22 protein-coding genes are annotated in these 22,265 nt (G+C 57.9%); 10 read left to right on the forward strand and 12 right to left on the reverse strand.

Going from position 1 to position 22,265, the window contains the following annotated elements; translation table 11 throughout:
* Positions 1-133 precede the first annotated feature (133 nt).
* Positions 134-868 (forward strand): response regulator transcription factor, encoded by a 735-nt coding sequence (locus tag I3J13_RS17630; RefSeq protein WP_080856758.1) that lies wholly within the window; start codon positions 134-136, stop codon positions 866-868.
* A complete protein-coding gene (locus tag I3J13_RS17635; RefSeq protein ID WP_196379593.1) occupies positions 865-2,970 on the forward strand; it encodes an ATP-binding protein in 2,106 nt (701 codons plus the stop codon). Before I3J13_RS17630 ends, I3J13_RS17635 begins: the two co-directional genes overlap by 4 nt.
* Here I3J13_RS17635 and I3J13_RS17640 read toward each other — a convergent pair.
* Positions 2,967-4,301, reverse strand: coding sequence for an aspartate aminotransferase family protein (locus I3J13_RS17640; RefSeq protein WP_196379594.1), 1,335 nt, complete (start codon positions 4,299-4,301; stop codon positions 2,967-2,969). The genes I3J13_RS17635 and I3J13_RS17640 overlap by 4 nt on opposite strands.
* 103 nt (positions 4,302-4,404) lie before the next feature.
* On the opposite strand from I3J13_RS17640, the gene I3J13_RS17645 reads away from it, so the two are divergent.
* Positions 4,405-5,253, forward strand: coding sequence for a LysR family transcriptional regulator (locus I3J13_RS17645; RefSeq protein ID WP_196379595.1), 849 nt, complete (start codon positions 4,405-4,407; stop codon positions 5,251-5,253).
* 146 nt (positions 5,254-5,399) lie between these two features.
* Here I3J13_RS17645 and I3J13_RS17650 read toward each other — a convergent pair whose 3' ends face one another.
* From I3J13_RS17650 to I3J13_RS17660, 3 genes are all read right to left on the reverse strand, one after another.
* A complete protein-coding gene (locus I3J13_RS17650; RefSeq protein ID WP_236000987.1) occupies positions 5,400-6,101 on the reverse strand; it encodes a L,D-transpeptidase in 702 nt (233 codons plus the stop codon).
* A gap of 80 nt (positions 6,102-6,181) precedes the next feature.
* Entirely contained in the window at positions 6,182-7,540 is a 1,359-nt protein-coding gene (locus tag I3J13_RS17655) for an ATP-binding protein (RefSeq protein WP_196379596.1), read from the reverse strand.
* Positions 7,540-8,199: a response regulator gene (locus tag I3J13_RS17660; protein WP_065656201.1), complete on the reverse strand. Its 660-nt coding sequence runs from the start codon at positions 8,197-8,199 to the stop codon at positions 7,540-7,542. Before I3J13_RS17660 ends, I3J13_RS17655 begins: the two co-directional genes overlap by 1 nt.
* A 116-nt stretch (positions 8,200-8,315) precedes the next feature.
* Between I3J13_RS17660 and dsbD the strand changes: the two genes are divergently transcribed.
* From dsbD to dsbG, 3 genes are all read left to right on the forward strand, one after another.
* Positions 8,316-10,136 (forward strand): protein-disulfide reductase DsbD, encoded by a 1,821-nt coding sequence (dsbD, locus tag I3J13_RS17665; RefSeq protein ID WP_196379597.1) that lies wholly within the window; start codon positions 8,316-8,318, stop codon positions 10,134-10,136.
* A 62-nt stretch (positions 10,137-10,198) separates the two neighbouring features.
* Positions 10,199-10,807 carry a DsbA family protein gene (locus I3J13_RS17670; RefSeq protein WP_338081641.1) on the forward strand — a complete coding sequence of 203 codons (609 nt, stop codon included), beginning with the start codon at positions 10,199-10,201 and terminating at the stop codon, positions 10,805-10,807.
* 86 nt (positions 10,808-10,893) lie between these two features.
* Positions 10,894-11,697 (forward strand): thiol:disulfide interchange protein DsbG, encoded by an 804-nt coding sequence (gene dsbG, locus I3J13_RS17675; protein ID WP_196379598.1) that lies wholly within the window; start codon positions 10,894-10,896, stop codon positions 11,695-11,697.
* A gap of 281 nt (positions 11,698-11,978) precedes the next feature.
* Here dsbG and I3J13_RS17680 read toward each other — a convergent pair whose 3' ends face one another.
* Positions 11,979-12,221, reverse strand: a complete 243-nt coding sequence (locus I3J13_RS17680) for a hypothetical protein (RefSeq protein ID WP_236000989.1) — start codon at positions 12,219-12,221, stop codon at positions 11,979-11,981.
* A complete protein-coding gene (locus I3J13_RS17685) occupies positions 12,218-12,892 on the reverse strand; it encodes an HAD family hydrolase (RefSeq protein WP_196379599.1) in 675 nt (224 codons plus the stop codon). The genes I3J13_RS17680 and I3J13_RS17685 overlap by 4 nt, the downstream gene beginning before the upstream one ends.
* 288 nt (positions 12,893-13,180) lie before the next feature.
* On the opposite strand from I3J13_RS17685, the gene cls reads away from it, so the two are divergent.
* Together cls and I3J13_RS17695 are read left to right on the forward strand one after the other, a co-directional pair.
* Positions 13,181-14,581: a cardiolipin synthase gene (gene cls, locus I3J13_RS17690; RefSeq protein WP_196379600.1), complete on the forward strand. Its 1,401-nt coding sequence runs from the start codon at positions 13,181-13,183 to the stop codon at positions 14,579-14,581.
* Positions 14,582-14,651: 70 nt separating this feature from the next.
* A complete protein-coding gene (locus tag I3J13_RS17695; protein WP_059757558.1) occupies positions 14,652-14,840 on the forward strand; it encodes a hypothetical protein in 189 nt (62 codons plus the stop codon).
* Between the two features lie 246 nt (positions 14,841-15,086).
* Here I3J13_RS17695 and I3J13_RS17700 read toward each other — a convergent pair whose 3' ends face one another.
* On the reverse strand, positions 15,087-15,293 hold the full coding sequence (locus I3J13_RS17700; RefSeq protein WP_059757674.1) for a CsbD family protein: 207 nt from the start codon (positions 15,291-15,293) through the stop codon (positions 15,087-15,089).
* 296 nt (positions 15,294-15,589) lie between these two features.
* Between I3J13_RS17700 and I3J13_RS25755 the strand changes: the two genes are divergently transcribed.
* Both I3J13_RS25755 and moaA read left to right on the forward strand, forming a co-directional pair.
* Entirely contained in the window at positions 15,590-16,075 is a 486-nt protein-coding gene (locus tag I3J13_RS25755) for a hypothetical protein (protein WP_236000991.1), read from the forward strand.
* 66 nt (positions 16,076-16,141) lie between these two features.
* Positions 16,142-17,131 (forward strand): GTP 3',8-cyclase MoaA, encoded by a 990-nt coding sequence (moaA, locus tag I3J13_RS17710; RefSeq protein WP_236000997.1) that lies wholly within the window; start codon positions 16,142-16,144, stop codon positions 17,129-17,131.
* Between the two features lie 19 nt (positions 17,132-17,150).
* Here the strand turns inward: moaA and I3J13_RS17715 are convergent, their stop codons facing one another.
* The 5 genes from I3J13_RS17715 to I3J13_RS17735 all read right to left on the reverse strand — a co-directional run bounded on the left by I3J13_RS17715 (position 17,151) and on the right by I3J13_RS17735 (position 22,250).
* On the reverse strand, positions 17,151-17,315 hold the full coding sequence (locus I3J13_RS17715; protein ID WP_196379602.1) for a hypothetical protein: 165 nt from the start codon (positions 17,313-17,315) through the stop codon (positions 17,151-17,153).
* 64 nt (positions 17,316-17,379) lie between these two features.
* The gene (locus I3J13_RS26005) at positions 17,380-17,607 is read right to left on the reverse strand and encodes a DUF2474 domain-containing protein (RefSeq protein ID WP_338081642.1); all 228 of its coding nucleotides are present in this window, start codon (positions 17,605-17,607) and stop codon (positions 17,380-17,382) included.
* The gene (cydB, locus tag I3J13_RS17725) at positions 17,499-18,506 is read right to left on the reverse strand and encodes a cytochrome d ubiquinol oxidase subunit II (RefSeq protein WP_196379603.1); all 1,008 of its coding nucleotides are present in this window, start codon (positions 18,504-18,506) and stop codon (positions 17,499-17,501) included. The genes I3J13_RS26005 and cydB overlap by 109 nt, the downstream gene beginning before the upstream one ends.
* A 2-nt stretch (positions 18,507-18,508) precedes the next feature.
* On the reverse strand, positions 18,509-19,921 hold the full coding sequence (locus tag I3J13_RS17730; RefSeq protein WP_196379604.1) for a cytochrome ubiquinol oxidase subunit I: 1,413 nt from the start codon (positions 19,919-19,921) through the stop codon (positions 18,509-18,511).
* 61 nt (positions 19,922-19,982) lie between these two features.
* Positions 19,983-22,250, reverse strand: coding sequence for an FdhF/YdeP family oxidoreductase (locus I3J13_RS17735; RefSeq protein WP_196379605.1), 2,268 nt, complete (start codon positions 22,248-22,250; stop codon positions 19,983-19,985).
* Positions 22,251-22,265: the final 15 nt, after the last annotated feature.

A 22,265-nucleotide genomic window follows, 5' to 3' on the forward strand; every position in this document is an offset into this window, starting at 1 on the left:
AAGAATGGTTACCAATCTTTCACCGCACCGCCGAACAAGATTACAGATATTACAATTATGACAGGGGAGATAACCAGCGAGCCTTTGAAGATCGCCGCCGCCATGCCTATGATGATGGCGGGAGGAAAGTGCAGTGCTTAATCAGAAGGTTCGCATTCTGATCGTCGAGGACGATCCGGATATGGCCGAGCTCATCTCGGACCTCATTGAGGCGGAGGGCTGGCTGCCCACCTGCGCGCGCTCCGCCGAGGAGGCGGACGAGATATTGGCAAGGGACAGGATGCAGCTTGTGCTGGTCGATCACAATCTGCCTGGCACGTCCGGACGCACCTTTGCCCAGCGGCTGCGCAGCCAGATCGACATCGGCATCGTCATGGTCACCGCCGCCGGCAGCGCCGCCGACCGGGTTCTCGGGCTTGAGACCGCAGCCGACGATTATGTTGTCAAACCCTTCGAACCGATCGAACTCACGGCCCGGATCAAAGCCGTACTGCGCCGAACGATCCCTTCGCTGAAACAGGAAAAGGACAGCGATCATGGGCGCGGGGCGCTTCGCCTTGGCGACTGGGCAATCGATCTCGATGCACGCCGCGCCGTCTGCCTCGCGGACCGCAGCCGTACACTGACCACCGCCGAATTCGCGCTTCTGGAAATACTGGCGGAAACACCCAACCAGCCCGTCAGCCGCTCCCAGATTCTCGACAGGCTGGGTTCGGAGAGCGACCGTTATATCGACAGAAATGTCGACGTGCTGGTGCTGCGGCTCAGGCGCAAGATCGAGATCAATCCCGACCTGCCGCGTCACATCAAGACGCGGCGCGGCAAGGGTTATGTTCTGCACACCGACGAGGGCGAGCTTTCCCCGTGATCAGCCGCTCCTTCCTTTCCTCCATCGCCTTTCGCCTGCCCTTTGCGATCGTCTTTACCTGCCTCCTCGTCTTCAGCCTTTCCGCCATCGCCATTTATGGCCTGCAGCGCGCCCGCGATGAAATGGCGGCCTATGGGTTGCAGGCTTTTTCCAGTCTCGCCAAGGCGTCGCTGGTCTCGCGGCAGGTCTCCGATCTCGTCTCCAGCGCACCGTTCCTGATGAACGCCGCCTCGCCCTATCGCGTTTCCAGCGAAAGCCGCTCGGTGGTCCAGCAGGTCGATATTTTGCTCGAAATGACAGGACCGGACAGCGGCGAACGGATCACCCGTGGCTTTGCCAGCGAACGCATCGTCGAACTCCTCCAGATCATCCGGGAACAGACGCTCGATCTTGCGAAGGACGCCGATGCGGCACAGGGTCACAAGGCGGAAGCGGCAGCGGCGCTCGGCGAAATCGCCACCGGTCAGGGCATCCTCGATCCGGAACTGCGCCGGCGAATGAACGGCATCGTACAGGCCGCATCCGCATCCGACAGCCTTTTCCAGCTTGGCGAACTGCGCCGCCGCTACGTGGCGGAAACGACGGCGCGCCAGCAGGGTTATCCCGGCGAGCGCCTGCCCATGGCCGAACTACAGCCCTACGAGCGGGTCTTCGAGGCCCAGAGCCGCTACCTTCTGGAAATGTTCGCCATCCGCGCCTCGGTCTCCCGCCTTCACACCGTCTCGCGGGATCTTTCCCATGTGACAGAAACCCAGGGCGATGCGGTTGCGCGCAGCCTGAACGAAGACCTGATTTCGACCTCCGATGCTCTCAACCGGCTGCTGATCATTGTCGCCGTCGCCTCGCTTCTGGTTCTCATCGTGGCGATCTTCTCGATCCGCTCGGTGATGCGTGTCTCGCGCGGGATCGTGACGCTCTCCAACGGCATGAATGCCCTCGCCAAGGGAGATAAGGATGTCGGCCCGCCCTCCTATACCGGTCCCGAGACGGAGTTGATCCGGCTGCTCGATGCGTTTCGCGCCTTCCATGACAGCGTCGACCGCGTCTCGCGCCTCAGGCGTACGGCCGAAGCGGCAGCCCGCACCATCCGCTCGACCTTCCGCACCATGAACGAGGGAATTGCGCTGTTCGATCCGGCCGGCCGGCCCATCACCATGAATCGTCGCATCATCGAGCTCGTCGGACGCTCCGGCTCATCGCGAAAACTGCCGCTTCGCCGGTTTGTCGAACCGATCCCGGAAATCGACCCGGCTCTGCTGCCCTTCTATGCAGAGCCGGGAGAACTGCTCGACCGCGCAGTCCTGCGCCATCGCACCGACGATCAGCGGGTGATCGAAGTATCGATGTCACGCCAGCCGGATGGCGGCATCGTGCTGCTCGCCCGCGATGTGACCGCTCTCGATCGTCAGGAAGCGGAAGCCGTCAAAGCCCAGAGGCTTGATGGCATCATGCGCATGACCCATCAGGTCAGCCATGAGGTCGGCAACATGATCGGCATCATCACCGGCAGTCTAGGACTTCTGGAGCGCGAAGCCGGTTTCAACGATCGCCAGAAGCGACACATCGCCCGCATCCGCAAGGCGGCGGATCGCGGCCGGTCTCTGGCCAGCAGCATGCTTACCATCGGCAGCCAGCAGCCGATTCATCCAAGCGTCATCAATGTCGCCAGCCTGCTGCGCGGCATGGCCGATATTCTGGAAATCGCCGTCGGCCCCAAATGCAGGATCGCGCTCGATATCGATGGCGATCTTCCCTTGATACCGCTGGACCCGGCCCTTTTTGAGCAATCCATCCTCAATCTATGCCTCAATGCCGCAGCCGCCATGCCCGATGGCGGCCTGATTTCAATCGAGGCTGCCTCCGGCAAAGATACGCTGGTGATCGCCGTCACCGACGAGGGCATCGGCATGACGCCGGAGGCCGTGGACAAGGCCTTCGAGCCCTATTTCACCACGCGGGGCGACCATGGCGGTGCGGGTCTCGGCCTCGCCATGGTCTACGGGTTCGTGCGCCAGAGCGGCGGCGAAGCGCATATCAGTTCCAGACCCGGCGAAGGCGCAAGGGTTGAACTGACATTCCCGGCAAATGCCGGTCACACCTAGCGGGCAAGCTGTGCGGATTCGATCGAATCCGCCAGTATTTCCAGCCCAAGGTCGATTTCCGAATCCGATACCGTCAACGCCGGCGCAATGCGGAAGACGCCGCCCATGCCAGGCAGCTTGACGATGTTCATGCTGAGGCCACGCAAAATCGCCTCCTGCATGATGCGCGCACCGAGTTCGAAACCGGGGGCTTTCGTATGCCGGTCGGCGACGACCTCAAGTCCGAGCAAAAGCCCGCGCCCGCGCACGTCTCCAACGCATTCGAACCGCTGCTGCAGCGAGAGCAGCCCCTCCTTCAAACGGTTCCCGCGGGCAATCGCCTGTTCCACCAGCCCATCACGCGCCACCACATCGAGAACCGTCACGCCGACAGCGGCCGGCAGGGGATCGGAAACATGGGTCGTATAGAACAGGAAACCCCTCTCGAAGGCCTTCTGTTCGACCTCTGCGCTCGTCATCACCGCCGCAAGCGGCAGGCCGGCGCCGAGCGTCTTCGACAGCGTCATGATATCGGGCGTCACACCATCGCGCTGGAAGGCGAACATATGCCCGGTCCGGCCAACACCGGTCTGGGCTTCATCGAGGATGAGCAGCATGCCGCGCTCCTCGCACTTTTTCTTTAGCGCAGCGAGATAACCGACCGGCAGCTCGAGGATACCGCCGCTCGACAGGATCGGTTCGGCAATGAAGGCGGCAAGATTGCCGGTCGACTGGCGATCGATCAGTTCGAAGGCATCGTCGAGTTCCGCCTGCCAGTCATTCGATCCATCGGGATTCTTGAAGCGCGGACGATAGGCATTCGGCGCGGGAATAACAAGTGAACCGGCCGTGGCCGGGCCATAACCCCTGCGGCCGGCGCTATAGGTAGCGGAGGCCGCAGCGCCGGTCATGCCGTGCCAGCTCTGCGCGAAAGCGACGATTTCATGCCCGCCGGTGACGAGCTTCGCCATGCGAATCGCCGCCTCATTGGATTCAGCCCCGGTGGTCAACAATTGCACGCGATCGAGACCCGGCGCGAGCGCCGCCAGCCGCGCCGCCAAGTCGACGACCGGGCGGGACAACATGCCGGAAAAGAGATGTGCGACCGATGCCATCTGCCGGTTGACGGTGGCGACGATATCCGGATGGGTATGCCCGAGCAGAGCGCTCATCTGGCCGGAAGTGAAATCGAGAATGGCGCGCCCATCCGCATCATAGACGAAACTTCCCTCAGCCCGTTCGACGATGATCTCCTCGAAGGCCGGTCCGTAGCGGGTCAGATGTTTATTGGCAGCTTCCCAGAAAGCCGGTTCGTCATTGAGCGAGGCGAAGTTCTTCGCAAGCTTGTCCATGGCACATTCCCCAAGAGTTTATCTTGCCCAAACATAACAACCCATTGCCACCTCAGTCCAATTGATAGTATTTTACTCCGATATTGATAATTTTGATATCGCCATGCTCGACCTTACGCTGCTGAAGAACTTTATCATTGTCGCTCGCACGGGCTCCATCAGCGTCGCCGCCGCGCAGATCGGACGCACCCAATCCGCGCTCAGCACCCAGATGCAGCGGCTGGAAGATCTGGTCGGCCATACCCTGCTGCAGCGAACGGGTTCGGGAGTGCGTATGACCGCGGCGGGCGAGAGACTGCTTGCCCATGCCAGCGCCCTGCTTGCCCGGCATGATGAAATCCTTGCCGATATGGGCGAGGCAACGCTGCAGGGAACCGTGAGCCTTGGCTGCCCTGAAGATTATTCCATCGCCTTCCTGCCGGAACTGCTGAGAGGCTTCTTCGGCACCTACCCGAAAGTCGATCTGCGCATGGTCTGCGCGCCCACGACGGAATTGCGTCCCCTCCTGCAGCGCCGCCAGATCGACATGGCGCTGGTTTCGCAATCCGATCCGGATCACCGCGACGTGCTCCGCAGGGAAAGCTTCGTCTGGGTGGCGGACAGGCCGGAGCCGGATCTCCTCGCCAAGGACGTGCTGCCGCTGGCGCTCTCCGCGCCCGTGACGCTGGATCACCGCGCGGCATGCGACGCCATGGAAGCCGCCAATCGGCGCTACCGCGTCGCCTTCGCCAGCAACAGCCTTTCCGGCCTCATCGCAATCGCGCGCTCCGGCCACGCCATCAGCGTGCTGACAAGGACAGCCGTTCCAGCCGACCTTCATATCGTCAAAAGCGGGCTACCACCCCTGCCGACGATCGGCATTGCCATCGAGTTTGCCGACACGCAGACATCGTCGGCAGCCGGGGCGCTGGGCGATCACATCCGCACCGTTCTTCCCGGTCTCAGCCTCTAGCGTTAGGTTAATCCGGGTTTCGGAGCGACGGGCTGCCGTTATCAGTGGTTACCGGCGGCACGGGTCTCGAGATATTCACGACTTCCGTTTCAATCACGCAGGATACAATCGTCTGGAACTTCGCCAGGCTATCAAGCGGCTCCACCCTATCCTTGTACAACGATCCGGGCACCGGGCTTTACCCGGTTGTAAAGGTCGATGATATCCTGATTCAAAAGGCGAATGCAGCCGGCCGATACAGCCTTGCCGATTGAACCTGGATCATTCGTGCCGTGAACGCGATAATATGTGTCCCTGCCATCCTTATGCATATACAGCGCTCGGGCACCCATCGGGTTCGACGGGCCGCCATCGACTCCATCCTTGTTCGGGCCGTAATGCGCGGGGTTCCTTGCGACCATCTCAGGTGTTGGGATCCACCGGGGCCAGGCAGCTTTTCTCGCAATAATCGCGTCGCCACCATCGAAGGCGCGCGCAACTGGGCCGACACCAACGGCATATCGGATCGCCTTATTGCCGGGTTGAATCAGATAAAGGAAACGTGCTCGCTGATCGACGATGATAGTACCGGGCTTTTCGTCCGTGGTATAGCTTACGACCTGCCGCACGAACTCAGGATTCATTTTTCCGGTATTAACGCCGGCAATATGAAAACCGGCATCGGTCTTTTCGCCATACATAAGCATCGGGTCGGTTCCGATTGGGGCTGCCTCCCGATCTTCGACACGCTCATTGGAAGGGCGCGGCGCGGCGCCGGGAACACGGTCGGCATTGCTTGCGCAAGCGGTGAGGAAGATTGCCAACGCGACGGCCATCGGCCTGCGAGGAGAAACAATTGGTCGAATCATGGGAGCCTACTGGAATTGGTTGGAGCCTATAAAACTTGGCTGAAGCTCCAACCTTAAGGCTGCCTTAAACGGTAGTCCCGTCACTCCTGCGGCAGAACGAGCGTCACGACGAAACCGGAATCAGTCTGACGAAAATCAAGCTCCCCGCCGAGCTTTCGCATCGCCATGTCGACAATCGCCAGGCCAAGGCCGCTGCCCTCGCCATGGGCCGAATGTCCTCGCTTGAACCGCTCCCTGACAGTCGCCTGATCTTCCGGATTTATGCCCTGCCCTTGATCCGTCACGTCGATTTCGACCTTGGGACCGTTCTTCAGTGCACAAATCTCAACGCTTGAGCCTTCCGGCGAATACTGAATCGCATTCTCGATCACGTTGCGCAGGGCCAGACGCAGGAGATTCACGTTTCTCAAGGTCACCATTTCATCCGGTTGCATGCGAAGCTTCACGGAGATGCCACGCCTGCTGCTCTGGGCTTCAAGATCGGAACGAATGTCCTCCATTATCCCTGCGAGCCGTACCGTCTCGATCCGATCGCCGCGATCCGCCGAATCGACGAGCGCCAGGTCGATAAGCTGGCGGACAAGACGCCCGGTCCGGTCAACGCTCGTCGAAATATGCGCCAGCGCCTTGTCTCGAACATCATCCTCTTTACTCCGCAGCGCCACCTGAGCCTGGGTCTTCAATCCGGCAAGCGGGGTCTTCAACTCGTGGGCGGCATAGGCGATAAACGTCTTCTCACGCTCACGGGCTGCTTCCACACGCAGGAAGAGGGAGTTCAGCGATCTGAGCAATGGCTTGATTTCGCTGGGCGTGTCCCTGTTTTCTATGGCGTGCAGTTCATCTGCAGACCTCAACCCCAATGACATGGCAATCCTGTTGAGCGGTCCCAGCCCCTGTCCAACACTCAGCCAGATCAGCACCGCAAGGATCGGCAAAATGGCAATGGCTGGAACAAGTTGCCCCTTGACCACATCGGCAACCAGCCTGTCGCGTATCTCCAGACTGTCGCCCACAAGAACACGGGCATTGAGGTTCGGATTCACGACCGCAAAGACACGCCAGCGGACACCATCGACGATGGTTTCGCTAAACCCGTCGCGATTGTCTGTGAGCGATTCACGCGGCGCACTTTCCGACCGGCTGACGAGTTGCCCCTGAAGCGACCAGATCTGGCAGGAGAGCTGCCGTCGGTAGTCCCCCTGGAGATCGAACGGCAAGGTGGTGTCATTGGCTTTCGTGTCATCCACGGCGGCAGCCACATTGATATGGTGATCGGTGAGGAGCGAGCTGACCATGCGGGCGGCTTCCATCAGTCGCGCGTCCAGCACCCGCTCGACCTGATGCTGCACGCTGAAATAGGTCCACATGACGGCAAGCAGCCAGAGGGCTCCCGTCGTCGCCAGCAGGATCGCAAAAAGCCGCAACCGGATCGAACGCATCAGGGCATCCCCAATCTGTAGCCAACTCCGCGCACCGTTTCGATGGCGGCGCTTCCAAGTTTGGCGCGCAGCTTATGCACATGCACCTCGATCGTGTTGCTCTCCACATCCTCCTGCCAGCCGTAGAGACGCTCTTCCAGTGCCTGTTTGGAGTGAATTGCCTGGGGACTTTCCATGAGCGCATGAAGAATCGAGAACTCGCGGCGCGACAGGATTACGGTCGACCCATCCCGAAGAACCTGCATCGAAGCGGGATCCAGCGTCAGCCCTCGCAGACTGATCTGCGCACTCGCCCGCCCGGCGGCGCGGCGCATGATCGCCCGCAGACGGGCGGCAACCTCATCCAGATCGAAAGGTTTGCCAAGATAATCGTCGGCACCCGCATCCAAACCGTCGATGCGGTCTCCAACCTCATCCTTGGCCGTCAGGAGCAGGACGGGAATCCGGTTTCCACTGCGACGCAAGCCGTTCAGGACATCCAGCCCGGAACCGTCCGGAAGCATCCGATCAAGAACGACCGCATCGAAATTATCCGTCGCCAGCGCCTCCGACGCATCGGCGGCCGTTGTCACGCCGTCCGCGACAAAGCCGCTCAGCTTCAAACCTTCCCGTAACCCGTCGAGCAGGATCGGATCATCTTCGACAATGAGAATTCGCAATCACGCCTCCGCAAGCGGTCCATCCAATTTTGCCATGCGCGCCCCAGCTTAAGCCTGCCTTAAGCTCCCGGCGAGATCAGTCCCGGCATGGAAGAATACATGAAAGGATATGCCGGATGCGCATATTGGCGTTCACATTTGCGATTCTGGCGCTTTTCAGGGTCGTCTCCCCGGCGTCCGCGCTGGAAACACCACTTGCCATGGACCAGGCGTTCAAGGCAACGGTCGAGCGGGGAAACGACGGCCGCGCGATCATTCGCTGGGCGATCAATGACGGCTATTATCTCTACCGTGACTATCTGAGCGCAGAAGACGAGGACGGACGCAAACTGGAAATACAGTCCCTCCCCGGCGAGATGAAAGAAGACCCCAGTTTCGGCTTTACCGAGATTTACTACAAGACCGCAACGGCATCGATCGCCGAAGCGCCGGCAAAATTCCGCCTTACCTATCAGGGTTGCCAGGACAAGGGGCTCTGCTATCCGCCGACCACCAAAACGGTCGACATGGCAAGCCTGACCGTAGGCGCTGAAGGTGTGTTTTCCCAAAACAGCTTCGCTAAAGCTGCACAGGCTTCGGCCGGCGTCTCCATGGACGCGACACAGGAAGGATTTTCGCTGGCGGAGGATAGCGCGCAGACGGCGGTCGATCTGCTGCTGGCGGATGGCGGATTGATCCTGCTTCTTGCCGGATTTCTCGGCTTCGGATTGCTGCTCGCCTTCACGCCATGCGTTTTCCCGATGTATCCGATCGTTGCGGCCATGCTCGCCCGGGAAGGCGAAAAACTGACCGCGCGGCGCGGCTTCCTGTTGTCCGTGTCTTATGCGCTTGCGCTTGCATCCGCCTTCGGGCTGATGGGAATGGCCGCCGCATGGTCAGGGCAAAACCTTCAGGTCGCACTGCAATCGACCTATGCCGTAGCCGCGATATCCATCCTGTTCGCCGTCCTCGCGCTCGCAAATTTCGGCCTTTTCCACATTCAGCTTCCCACCGCAATCTCGGCCCGGTTTGCGAAATCGCCGCAGGGCGCGAGCACGATTCCCGGCGCGATGCTGCTCGGCTTCTCCTCGGCATTGCTCATCGGACCTTGCGTCACGGCTCCCCTGGCAGGTGCGCTTCTCTATATTGCCCGCACCGGTGATGTCGTCATCGGCGCCGCGGCACTATTCGCCCTTGGACTGGGCAAGGGGATTCCACTCGTCATCATGGCGACCGCAAGCGGCAAGGCGCTGCCGAAAGCAGGGCTGTGGATGGAAAAAGTGCGCCAGATTTTCGGCTTCATGTTTCTGGCCACCGCGCTTTGGCTGGCAACGCCGCTCATGCCCGAACGGCTGACATTGCTCGGATGGGCAATACTTGCCCTTTCCTTCGGCGTTTTTGCTTTCGGTGCAGGGGCCGGCGATCCGAAGTCCGGTGTGAGCGTGCTTTCCCGCACGACGGGTCTCGCATCCATCATCTGGGCAATTCTGATCTTCGTCGGTCTCGGCATCGGTGCAACGGATCCGCTCTCTCCCCTGAAGCCGCTGAGTTCCACCAGCGGCTCCGGATCGCTCGCATCGATAAAGAAAAGCGACTTCCAGAAGGTTTCCTCCATCGCAAGCCTGGGAGCCCGGCTCGACAGCTCGCCGCCACAGGAACCGACACTCCTCTATGTGACAGCGGACTGGTGCGTGACCTGCCGCACGATCGAGCGCTCACTTCTGACCGCACCCGATGTGGTTGAAGCGTTGAAGGGAGTGAACCTCGTCAGCCTGGACCTGACAAAACTGGACGCGAATAAACAGGCGTTGCTTTCGACATTGAAGGTGGTCGGCCCGCCCACGATGGTTTTTCTCGACAGCAACCGAAGGGAGCCGGAAGCAACACGGCTGATCGGCGAATTCTCGGCCGCAGATCTGGCAGCATCCGCTCGCAGGGCACAGGGATCGCCTCCGTGAACGACGTCGCGATCAATCCTGCCGCATTGCCGGTATCCAATAATCCAACAAGGAAAATTCTGGTGTTTTCACGACGCGATTTCATGGCCGGCGGACTGGCGGCTTTTAGCGGAGTGCTGGTGTCTGCAGGAGACGGTTTCGCACAGCAAGTCAGCACGGACGAGGTGTTCTTCGACAGGGACGCACCCGTGCTTGGAAATCCCAAAGGCAAGGTCACGATTGTCGAATATTTCGATTATCAATGCCCCTACTGCAAGACTTCACATGCCATGGTGAAAAAGGTTGTCGCACATGACGGCGACATCAGGCTTGTTTTGAAGGACTGGCCGATCTTCGGCGGCGCATCTGTCTTCGCGGCACAGGCGGTGCTGGGGGCCGCCCAGATCGGTAAATATGAAATCGCCATGGAAGCGCTGATGAAAACAAAAGCGCGTATTTCCGAAAACGATGTCGAAAAGGCCCTGACCGGCGCCGGATTGGCGATGAAAGACATCGCCGCAGCGGTGAACAGCAACAACAGGAAAATCTCCGCGCTGCTCGATCGAAACTATCGCCAGGCGCTCGCCTTCAACTTTGTCGGCACGCCATCCTTCGTCATCGGCAAGACGATCTATCCCGGTGTTCTGGATGAGAAAGGCCTCAAGGCCGCCATTAAACAGGCCCGGTCATAATTCGCAAATCTCCACCGGAACAACGCCCCCCTTCATCGTGACTGTCAGGGGAGTTGCCAGTCGAAATCGTCCTAAGGAACCCTTCGATGCCCTATAGTTATCTCACACGAAATTTCCCGATCGCTGCCTTTCTGTCGAGCCTGCTGCTTGCTTCCCCTTCCCCGGCGCAGGATGCGGCGAAGAATGGATCGAACGACGGACTTCCGGCAATTCTTCATTCTATCGAGCTTCAGGGCATTAGAATCCTCGGAGAAATGGATGTTCCGGGAGGGCTGAGAGGATTTGCCGCAAAAGCCGGAGCACAACCGATCGCGATCTATTTGACACCCGACAATAAACACGTTGTCGTCGGCACCCTGGTCGACGCCACGGGACAGGACATGGCTGCGGCGCAAATGAAGAAAATGGTCGAGAAGCCGATCCTGGAAGATGGCTGGAACCGGCTTTCCAAGTCAACCTGGGTTCAGGATGGAAAGGCCGATGCACCCCGCATCGTCTACACTTTCACCGATCCCAATTGCCCCTATTGCAACAAATTCTGGCAGGCGGCGCGTCCATGGATCAACAGCGGCAAGGTTCAGTTGCGGCACATCATGGTCGGCGTCATCAGACAGGATTCACCTGCAAAGGCGGCCGCCATACTCGAAGCGAGGTCTCCTTCAGAGGCATTGAAGGAAAACGAACTGAAGCACAAGGATGGCGGCATCGCCCCTCTGCAGTCCGTAAAAGAACAGACCACGGCCAGCCTCGACCGCAACGCCAATCTCATAACCGAACTTGGCTTCGGAGGCACGCCCGCAATCGTCTTCAAAAAAGCCGATGGCACCATCGGAACCGTTGCGGGAATGCCGCAAGATTCAGCGCTCGAAATGATTCTGGGTCCGAGATAATTGAGAATTCGAGAAAGAGACGCTCTGGCGAACCGCAAATCAAACGCATCGAATATGCAAATGTAAGGATGACTATTATATAAGCGACCCGCCATGTCGTGTGCGGCCGTCATCAATCTTTGCCCGCTTGGCGACAACAAAAAACTCCCGGCGCGTTTGCTCCGGGAGTTTTGGATATTTGGTTGCGGGGACCTGAGTCCACGGAGACTTGTAATTTTCAGACGGATAGGATGCCGCTAAAATGACTTCTACTTTGCGCGCATAACAAGGGCGGTTGGCCTCTATTCCTGCTGTCGAACTCGTTTCGATGCGATACCTATCCATTCATAAAGGATGCCCTGGTCCAGTTTCGAAAAGCGCGCTCGATGTTTTAACCACTCCAGCGAGTCACCAGGATTACAGCGGGCATAGTCCTTCCGAATAAGTGCCTCACAATCTTCGCGAAGCCCTAGGTCAGACGGTTCGATCTGGAGCATCAGGCCGTTCGCCGACAGATGCAGCGCCGGTTGCTCGGTCCCGCTCATCGCCGACCTCCGACTTCGTCGATATGAAGCAGGAGATCTGCCGGATCGTCATAGACACGTATTGCACCCGCGTCTCTCAGCTCTTCCTTGCCGTAGCCGCCGCTTAGCAGGCCAACCCCGAGAGCGCGCGCACGAACCGCTGCAAGCATGTCCCAGATACTATCGCCTACAACCACCGCTTTACCGATATCGACGCCAAGCGCGTCTGCTGCGGCAAGGAATAAATCGGGATCAGGCTTGGCATACTTGACCATATCCCGAGTGATGACGGGAAACGACGACGTGTCCACTCCAAGCGCAGCAATGTTTACTGATGCCGTCTCCATCCGGCCACTGGTCGCAATTGCAAATGGGATTCCGGCGTCAGCCAGCCAGCGCAGAAGTTCGCTGGCGCCTGGAAGGGGATGAATTTTGGAGCCCAACCGGCGATATGCCTCCGTATGGCGATGTCTCAGTCGCTCGTTTAGCGCGTCCGTAATCTCAATTCCGGTCTCACGAAGCAACTGATTGGTGAACAGTCCTCCGCTCATTCCGATCTTTCGATGGATCCGCCAGACGGAAAGATCGATCCCCTCCTCATCGAGAGCCTCCTTCCAGGCGAGAACGTGCTGATAGACGCTGTCGACCAACGTGCCATCCAAGTCAAAAAGAAAAGCATGATCTATCCGCATCGTAGTTCTCCCTACAGGTTTTCGCGCCGTTAGGCCGCGAATTGTATGAAGCAATGCCTATGCCAATGTTGCGGGTCCGAAAAATCAGCTAGTTATCAATCCAGCCATGACGGCAACGGACAAAGTGTCCCGAATTTCGTGGCAAAATGTCCTGCCGGACCGTCCCCCAATTTTGACGAAATATTTGATTTTACTGTTTTATTGTGCTGAGCTTCATTCATGAAGTCGTCGTTCTATATACTCCATACTTAAAATCGAGCGCCTCGATGCGATTGAAGCGGGGATTGAATGAAGCTCAGCTATGAACTGCTGCTTGCCAGTGCCGAATGGATCGTGCGCCTGGGCGCGCTTATTGTTATCCCGCAACGGCGCTCCCCCTCCTCTGCCCGGGCATGGCTGCTTCTGATTTTCTTTCTGCCGATCCCAGGGCTCATTCTGTTTCTGGCAATCGGAAACGACCGCTTCCCGAAATGGAGACGGGCACGGTTTCAGTCCCTGCGACCATTCTTCGAGGCGACGGCAGATAGCTTGAAGCCCTTTCAGGCATTTCTTGACGCAAGGCAGCCTGTTGCTGAACTCGCAACCGCTCTTGGGCGATTTCTCGCCACAGATGGAAACAGGATTGAGTTGATCGACGACTATGACGGCGTGATCGACAGGCTTGTTGAAGATATCGATGCATCGACGTCAACGGTGCATCTACTGGTCTATATCTTTGCCGATGACGTCGTTGGCCAGAAAATTGCCGACGCGCTTGGTCGCGCGAGGGCACGCGGGGTCGATGTAAAGGTCATGTTCGATCCGGTCGGATCGCACCATTGGCGACGCGGCACGCTGCGGATGCTTCATGCACAAGGCGTTTCGGCGCGTGAAGCCCTTCCGTTGCACTTCATCAGGTTCCGTTCTCGTGGCGACATGCGCAATCATCGCAAGCTATTCGTCATCGATGGTCAAATCGGTTATGCGGGTTCACAGAATCTGGTTGCGAAAGATTTCCGCAAAGGGATTACCAATCATGAGTTGGTCGTACGGGTGCAGGGGCCGGTTGTCGCGGTGATGGATGCGGTCGTCAAAGGCGACTGGAGCATTGAGACAGGAGAGCCTGCAACGGCCGGGAGCGTTCGCCCCCAACAAGCCGGGTCTGCGCAGGCGCAACTCCTGCCGAGTGGAGAGGATTATCGGCTGGAGGGCTTTGAATCCCTGCTGGTCTGGCAAATCCATCAGGCGCGCGAGCGCATCGTTCTGGTGACACCGTACTTCATTCCGGATGAGGATATCCTTGGCGCCTTGCGGACAGCCGTCGTCCGTGGCGTGACTGTCGACATTGTCCTATCGAAGGTGATCGATCAGCGTTTAGTCAGGCTATCACAGTGCTCTTACTATGAGGATCTGCTGGGTGCCGGCGTGAAGATCCATCTTTATCGCGACTATTTATTGCACGCGAAGAACGTCGGTATCGACGACAATCTTGCAATCGTGGGATCGAGCAATGTCGATCTGCGCTCATTCCAGTTGAACGAAGAAGTCAGTCTGTTGCTATACGACGCCGATTCAATCCAGCGTGTCGACGCGATCCAGCGGAAGTATATGGAGAGCGCAGATACTCTCGATCTCGACACATGGAGAAAACGGCCACGATTGCGCAAAGTGGGCGAAAATGCAGCCCGGATGGTCAACTCGCTTTTTTAGTAACCGCCTGCGCCACCGGCCCTTATCAAGACACGGCGTGCGGCCCCGCTGCGCAGGCTGAAACTTTGTAATGGCGAGCCAACTATCGATCCTGATCACGCGCCTCGGCTATGGTCTTGTCGATCAGGCCTTCATGGTGTCGAATGAAGTCGTCGCGGGTCATCCCGGAAGCCTTCCAGGCTTCCTGAAGGTTGGAATCCCTGTCCAGCCATTGATTGCGGACCTGATGATCAAGTTTATGACGCCGGGCGTCCTGTGATCCATGTGATGCTCTGTCATGATCCTTGGACATTCTTTAGTCCTCCAAATTCGTTGAACGATTTTACCCACCGCTTCCGCGATGCCCGTGTTCTGTCGAGAATCGCGGCTCGGTTGTGAAAACCGGTGATCGATCCCAAAGAAATAAGTCCTGACTTCCGGATCGCTCACCGGCCTGCCGATAGACGCCAACCGCCTGATATGGAATTGACACGCGGCCGGGCTCTCGTAGACAGGTCAGGGTGCGTTAATCCCAGTTGGCCTCCTTCGCCCACTTGTCGACCTCTTTTCGAACCTCCTCCTTGTCGAGCCCGTAGAGATCCTGGAGCTTGCCTTCCAACCGCTCACGGTCACCATCGATGATATCGATGTCATTGTCGGTAAGCTTGCCCCAGGTTGTCTTGATTGCACCTTTTGCAGCCTTCCAATTTCCCTCAATACGATCCCAATTCATTTTCGACTCCTTGAGTTTCGCTTCGGTATCAAAGCCTCCGATACGGTCGATCCAAAGATCAAAAGCTTTGTAGCGACACGGAAGCAACCGACGTGCCATTTCGGAAAAACTCATGAAATCAGACCGTTAATTCCATGTTCCGTTCGATGAAGGACAAATTATCGAAGTCAGCGCGGCCAAGTTGTCCTAATGACCCGTTGAGAGGTTGAATGCCGTGAACTTGAGATAGCCGAAAGTCGCTCGTCACAGAAACAGCCGTGCATCATCCCTGTTGTATTCGGGTGCGTCCGAAAGGGTTGGACAAAAAGTCCGAGCCACACGGCATCATTGCAAATTTTTCAGGCTATCTTATTGATTTCAATATTTTTATTTTATTGGTATGTTTTTTGCTTCGTTGTCTCAGTGAAGAATTGAGCCGGCTGCAGAAGGCGATTGCGCAGAAAGCGCTCGCCCACATTCTGTCGAGTCACCAGGAGAAGGCAGGGATCAAAATGAGCGAAACTCTTACTCTCGATGACCATCAGGCAATTCGTGAATGGGCCGCCGCCCGAGCAGGTAACCCGGCCTTCATTTCAACGTCAGACGATAGCGCTCCTGTTCTGCGGATCGTATTCGAACCGGAGTATTTTGCCGATGTCGAACGTCCCCTGGATGCCGGAGGCCTGGAAGTTGTTGAATGGGACGACTGGTTCCGTGTCTTCGACGAGGAGAAGCTCGTCATGCTGGTCTCAAAGGAGCGCCCGGGGAAACTGGACAATTACCATCAGATTCTCAAAGCCTGATCTTTATTAGTTAAGCGCATGTCAGACCTTGTACCACCACACGCCAGCAAGCGCAGAATGGAATCGATGATCGATCCTTTCGGGCGCACGATCGCCTATCTCAGGGTATCGGTTACGGATCGCTGTGACTTTCGTTGCACGTATTGCATGGCGGAGCATATGACTTTCCTCCCCAAGAAGGACCTCTTGACGCTGGAGGAACTGGAGCGCCTATGTTCCGCTTTCGTAGACAAGGGGGTGCGCAAACTTCGACTGACGGGCGGAGAACCTCTGGTCCGGAAGAACATCATGCAACTGATCCAGCGACTATCGCGCCACCTGCAGTCTGGTGCGCTGGATGAATTGACACTGACAACCAACGGTTCGCAACTCGCGCGCTTTGCAGATGAGCTTGCCGATTGTGGCATCCGGCGGATCAATGTATCGCTCGACACCCTCAACCCGGAAAAGTTTCGGGCAATTACCCGTTGGGGCGAGCTCGCCCGAGTTCTCGAGGGACTTGATGCCGCAAGGCGGGCGGGTATCCGCGTCAAAATCAATACAGTTGCGTTGAAAGGCTTCAACGAGGCGGAAATTCCCGATCTGGTCCGCTGGGCGCATGGTCAGGGCATGGATCTCACCCTCATCGAGACCATGCCGCTAGGGGAAATCGAATTCGACCGTACCGATCAATATCTGTCGCTCTCGCAGGTGCGTGAAGACCTGTCGTCAAGGTTCACACTGACAGACGCGTCGTATCGAACGGGAGGTCCAGCTCGCTATGTGGCTGTCGCCGAAACCGGGGGAAGGCTTGGTTTCATTACACCAATGAGCCACAATTTCTGCGAAAGCTGTAACCGCGTCCGCCTGACCTGCACAGGCATGCTTTATATGTGCCTTGGGCAGAACGATGAGGCAGATTTGCGAAAGGCACTGCGCCAAAGCAATGGCGAACTGGATCTTGGCCGAGCCATCGACGAGGCGATTGCGCGTAAACCCAAAGGGCACGATTTCATCATCGATCGCGACCACAATCGCCCCGCTTTAGCGCGCCATATGAGTCTTACAGGTGGTTGAAAATTCCCGCACGCTTCGCCTAGCGTAGTTGGCGCAATATGACGGAGCCGAACAGACGTCGCGTCGTGGCGGTAATCACCAGTGCCAGAACCGCAAGCAAGAGCTGGTCAGCTGTGACGCCGGCGACATCATAACGCCAGATCTGAATTGCGGTTTCGAGATATGGAACCAGCACGTCACGCATGTCGATTTCACGGCCTATAACGTGAAGGAGTGATCATTCTTATGGAAACGTCGATCATGAAGGCTTATCCAACCAGCCAGTATCGGATGGCGACTGTTACCAGGCCGAGCGCCGCAACGCTCACGGCCCAGATCAAAAACATCCATCCGAGGCGTTTCCAGATCGATGAGGTTTCAGCCTGCATCAGTGATAACCATGCACGCCAGCCTTGCCGCGGAAAACCCAATAGGCCCAGGCGGTGTAGATCAGGATTATCGGAATGATGATCATGGCTCCGACAAGCATGAACCATTGGCTCTCAGGTGGCGCCGCCGCCTCCCAGATGGTGACCGATCGCGGCACGATATAAGGATAGATGCTGATCCCAAGGCCGGCCGCGCCGAGCAGGAACAGGGCGAGCGCCATGACGAAAGGCACCCGCTCCATTCCGCGTGCCAGGCTCCAGAAAAAGACGGCAGCCGAAATGATCACCAGCAGCGGCACCTGTGCCGTGACGAGCACGCCCGGGAATGCAAACCAGCGCCGCCAATAATCGTAAGTCAGAAAGGGCGTGGCAACGCTCACCGCGGCAAGAGCGGCAAGTGTTGCGATAGCAAGCCAGAACGCCAATCGACGCGCATGATTCAGGCTTGTGTTTTCCGTCTTCCAGACCAGCCACGATGCTCCCAGCAGAGCATATCCTATCACCAGGGCAATACCGGTAAGAAGGCTGAAGGGACTGAGCCAATCGAGCCAGCCTCCTGCATAGGCATGGTTCTCGACGTGAATACCCTGCAGGATGGCACCCAGCATGATACCCTGCGACAGGGCAGCGACCAGCGAGCCAAGGGAAAAGGCCGCATCCCAGAACGCCCGGTGACGCGGGTGGCGCCAACGGAATTCGAATGCCACTCCCCGAAACACCAATCCGAGAAGCATTGCGATGATCAATGGATAGGTCGCAGGAAGGATAATTGCGTAGGCAAGTGGAAAGGCTGCAAACAATGCGCCACCGCCGAGCACGAGCCACGTCTCGTTGCCATCCCAAACGGGTGCAATCGAATTCATGGCCTGATCGCGCTCATCGCCGACGCCGAACGAGGGAAATAAAATGCCGATCCCAAGGTCGAAACCGTCCATCACCACATAGGCGAAGACCGCGAAGCCGATGATCACGGCCCAGACAATGGTGAGATCCAGAGATGCAATCATGTTCAGTCCTCCAGAGGAAGCGATGCACCCAGGCCTGGGGCGGGCGTGAGCCCTGCGGCGCGTTGTGGCACATTGGCCGGCTCGCTTTCGTGTGGCTCCGGCGGTTTAGCCATAAGCCTGAGCAGATAAAATATGCCGGATCCAAATGCGAAAAAGTACACGATCACAAAAGCCAGAAGCGAGACCGCGATGGCCGGGGCTGCAAGCGGTGAATGCGATTCCGCCGTCCGCAGCAATCCATAGACGGTGAAAGGCTGACGCCCCACTTCAGTCGTGATCCATCCCGCAATAACCGCGACAAATCCCGCAGGGCCCATGCACACGGTGGCCCGATGCAACCACACCCACTCGTAGAGCCTTCGCCTGTAGCGGGCGAGCAGGCTCCACAAACCGATGCCGAGCATCGCAAAGCCGAGTGCGACCATGATCCGGAACGACCAGAAGATGATCGGCGCGGGCGGCCACTGGTCCCGAGGAAAATCTTTCAACCCCTGCATCGGCGCAAAGGGATCATGTTTGAGGATCAGTGATCCGAGATGCGGTATGGCGACCTCGTATCGTACCCTTGCCTCTTCATTGCTCGGCAGACCGAAGAGGATCAGCGGCGCGCCCTCGGCATGTGCCTCATAGTGCCCTTCCATGGCGAGGATCTTGGCGGGCTGGTGTTCCAACGTATTGAGTCCGTGAGCGTCACCGGCAAAGATCTGGATCGGCGTAACGATCGCCGCCATCCACATCGCCATCGAGAACATTTTCCGCGCTCCGAGATTGGAACGGTCCTTGAGCAGATGCCATGCTCCGACACCACCAACGACAAACGCAGTCGTGAGGTAAGCCGCGAGTACGGTATGAACGAGACGATAGGGGAAACTCGGATTGAAGATGATCGCCATCCACGAACCACCCGGCACGAATTGCCCATCGGCATTGATCGCAAATCCGGTCGGCGTATGCATCCAACTGTTAACCGAGAGAATCCAGGTCGCCGAAATGAGCGTTCCAAGCGCCACCATGCAGGTGGCGAAAAAATGCAACCCTTTCCCGACCTTGCTGATGCCGAACAGCATCACCCCAAGAAATCCGGCTTCGAGGAAGAAGGCGGTAAGCACCTCATAGGCCATCAGCGGGCCGATGACAGGCCCTGCCTTGTGAGAGAACACCGACCAGTTGGTGCCGAACTGGTAGGACATGACGACGCCCGAAACGACACCCATGCCGAACACGACGGCGAAGATTTTCAGCCAGTAGCGATACAGATTGGCATAGACACCGTCGCCCGTCCGCAACCACAATGCCTCGAGCACCATCAGAAAGCTGGCCAGACCGATCGAAAAGGCGGGAAAGATGAAATGAAATGAAACGGTGAAAGCGAACTGTGCTCTCGCCAGAATTACCGGATCCAGGTTCTCAAGCACCGTTCCGTCTCCTTTGCTGAGATCGGTTGAACTGACCTAATCTGATGTCTGCGATGTTGCTCTATGCCGCCAGAACCCTGACAGGAATCGATTTTGCCGCCGGCGTGCCGCTGATCTTGTCGTAGTACTCAAGCGGAAGGAGCGGGTTCAGTTCGGGATAATATCCGGCAACCGAACCACGCGGCATCGGATAGTCAAGGACCGTCAGCCCGTCGACCCGACGCTGTAAACCATCATCCGTGATCGTTTCGATGGAGATGCGCGCGCCGGCTTCCAACTTGCGTTCCTTGCGGTCGTCCTCATTCATGAAGAGCACCATGCGGTCATTGTAAACGCCGCGGTAGCGGTCGTTGTAGCTGTAGATCGTCGTGTTGAACTGATCGTGCGAGCGCACCGTAGCAAGCCTCAGCATCGCAGGATCGGCGACAGGCGCGTTGACCTCAAGGCCGGGCAATAACAGGAAGTTCGCCTTGCCATTCGGCGTCAGCCAAACAAGTCGCCTTGGCGCAACATCGAGATGAAAACCCTTGGGACTTTTGATGCGCTCCGAAAAATCGGAGTAGAGTTCTGGATAGACGGCTGCGATCTTGTCACGGATCAGGTTATAGTCGTGGATATAGGTCTCCCAAGGCACCTTACTATCGGGAAGCGTCGCCATCGCCATGCGACAGACGATTTCCACTTCCGGCTTCAGATGCTCGCTGGCTGGCCTTAGTACGCCACGTGAGGCGCTCACGTTCGACATGGAGTCCTCGATGGTTACGAACTGCTCGCCGGCCGACGTGTGTATCCATTCCGATCTGGCAACCACGGGGAGGATTAGCGCATCCTTGCCATGCACGAGGTGGCCACGGTTGAGCTTGGTGGTAATACCGACAGTGAGTGCAAGCTTGCTCATTGCTGCATAGGATCGCTCCGTGTCCGGGATCGCACGAACGAAGTTACCGCCCATGCCGATAAAGACTTTGGCGGTGCCGTTCTCCATCGCCTCGACGGATTCGACCGCATGATGCCCGTGCTCGCGGGGTGGCTCGAACCCGAACACATCCCGGACCTTATCGAGATAGCGCTGTGTTGGCTTTTCATCGATCCCCACCGTACGGTCGCCCTGAACGTTGGAGTGTCCTCTTATCGGCGAGATGCCTGCTCCAGGCTTGCCATAGTTTCCCTTCAGCAAAAGCAGGTTTGAGACCTGCTGCACCAGGCGTGACCCATCCTGATGTTGAGTGATACCCATGCCGTAGCAGATCATCGTCGCGTTCGAGCGAATGTAGATCTCGGCACAGCGGCGGATCTGGTCTTCCTCCAGGCCCGACGCCTTGACGAGTTCGGGCCAATCATGGGTCATGACCTCATCGCGAATATCGTCGAGACCAACAGTATGTTTCGCAATGAAATCATGGTCGAGGATCGTTTCTCCCTTCGCCTCGCGCTCGAACATCACCCGCATGATGCCTTTCAGGAAAGCGAGATCACCGCCGATCTTCATATGGACGAATTCGCTGGCGATCGGCGTGGAGCCGAATGTCGCCATCTGGATCATGTCCTGGGGTTCAGTGAAGCGTATCAGCGCGCGTTCGGGCATGGGATTGACGGCCACGATCGGAACGCCGCGTTTGCGGGCTTCAACCAGATTCGTCATCATGCGCGGTGAATTCGTGCCGGTGTTCTGCCCGATCACGAAGATCGCCTCGGCATGCTCGAAGTCTTCGAGGACCACCGTCCCTTTCCCGACACCGATTGCAGGCGGCAGACCGCGGCTCGTCGGTTCATGGCACATGTTGGAACAGTCCGGGAAATTGTTGGTGCCGAATTCCCGGATAAAGATGGCGTAGAGGAAGGCCGCTTCGTTCGGCGTCCGGCCAGACGTGTAGAATTCCGCCTGATGGGGGCTTTCCAACGCCCTCAAATGTTTGCCGATCAGCGCAAAGGCGCTGTCCCAGTCGCAGGGCACGTATTTGTCCGTGGCGGCATCGTAACGCATCGGCTCGGTCAAACGCCCCTGCATCTCCAGCCAATAGTCGGACTGCTCCATGAGTTCGGAGACGGTGTGCTTGGCGAAGAACTCCCGCGTGACCCTGAATTTGGTTGCTTCATGCGCCAGCGCCTTTGCGCCGTTTTCGCAAAATTCGAGCGTCTTCTTGCAGTCAGCGTCCGGGAACGCACAGCTTGGACACTTGAAGCCACCAGGCTGGTTCATCGCCAGCAACGCTCGCGATCCCTTCGTCACAACACTTTGCTCCAGCAAGACCTTGGCGGTTGCAGCAGCAGCGCCCCATCCTCCGGCTGGATGATTGTATGTTTTGTATTCCGCTCTTTTGTCAGCCATGGCCCACACTCCACA

This window comes from Agrobacterium leguminum (assembly GCF_015704895.1).
Lineage (GTDB): Bacteria > Pseudomonadota > Alphaproteobacteria > Rhizobiales > Rhizobiaceae > Agrobacterium > Agrobacterium leguminum.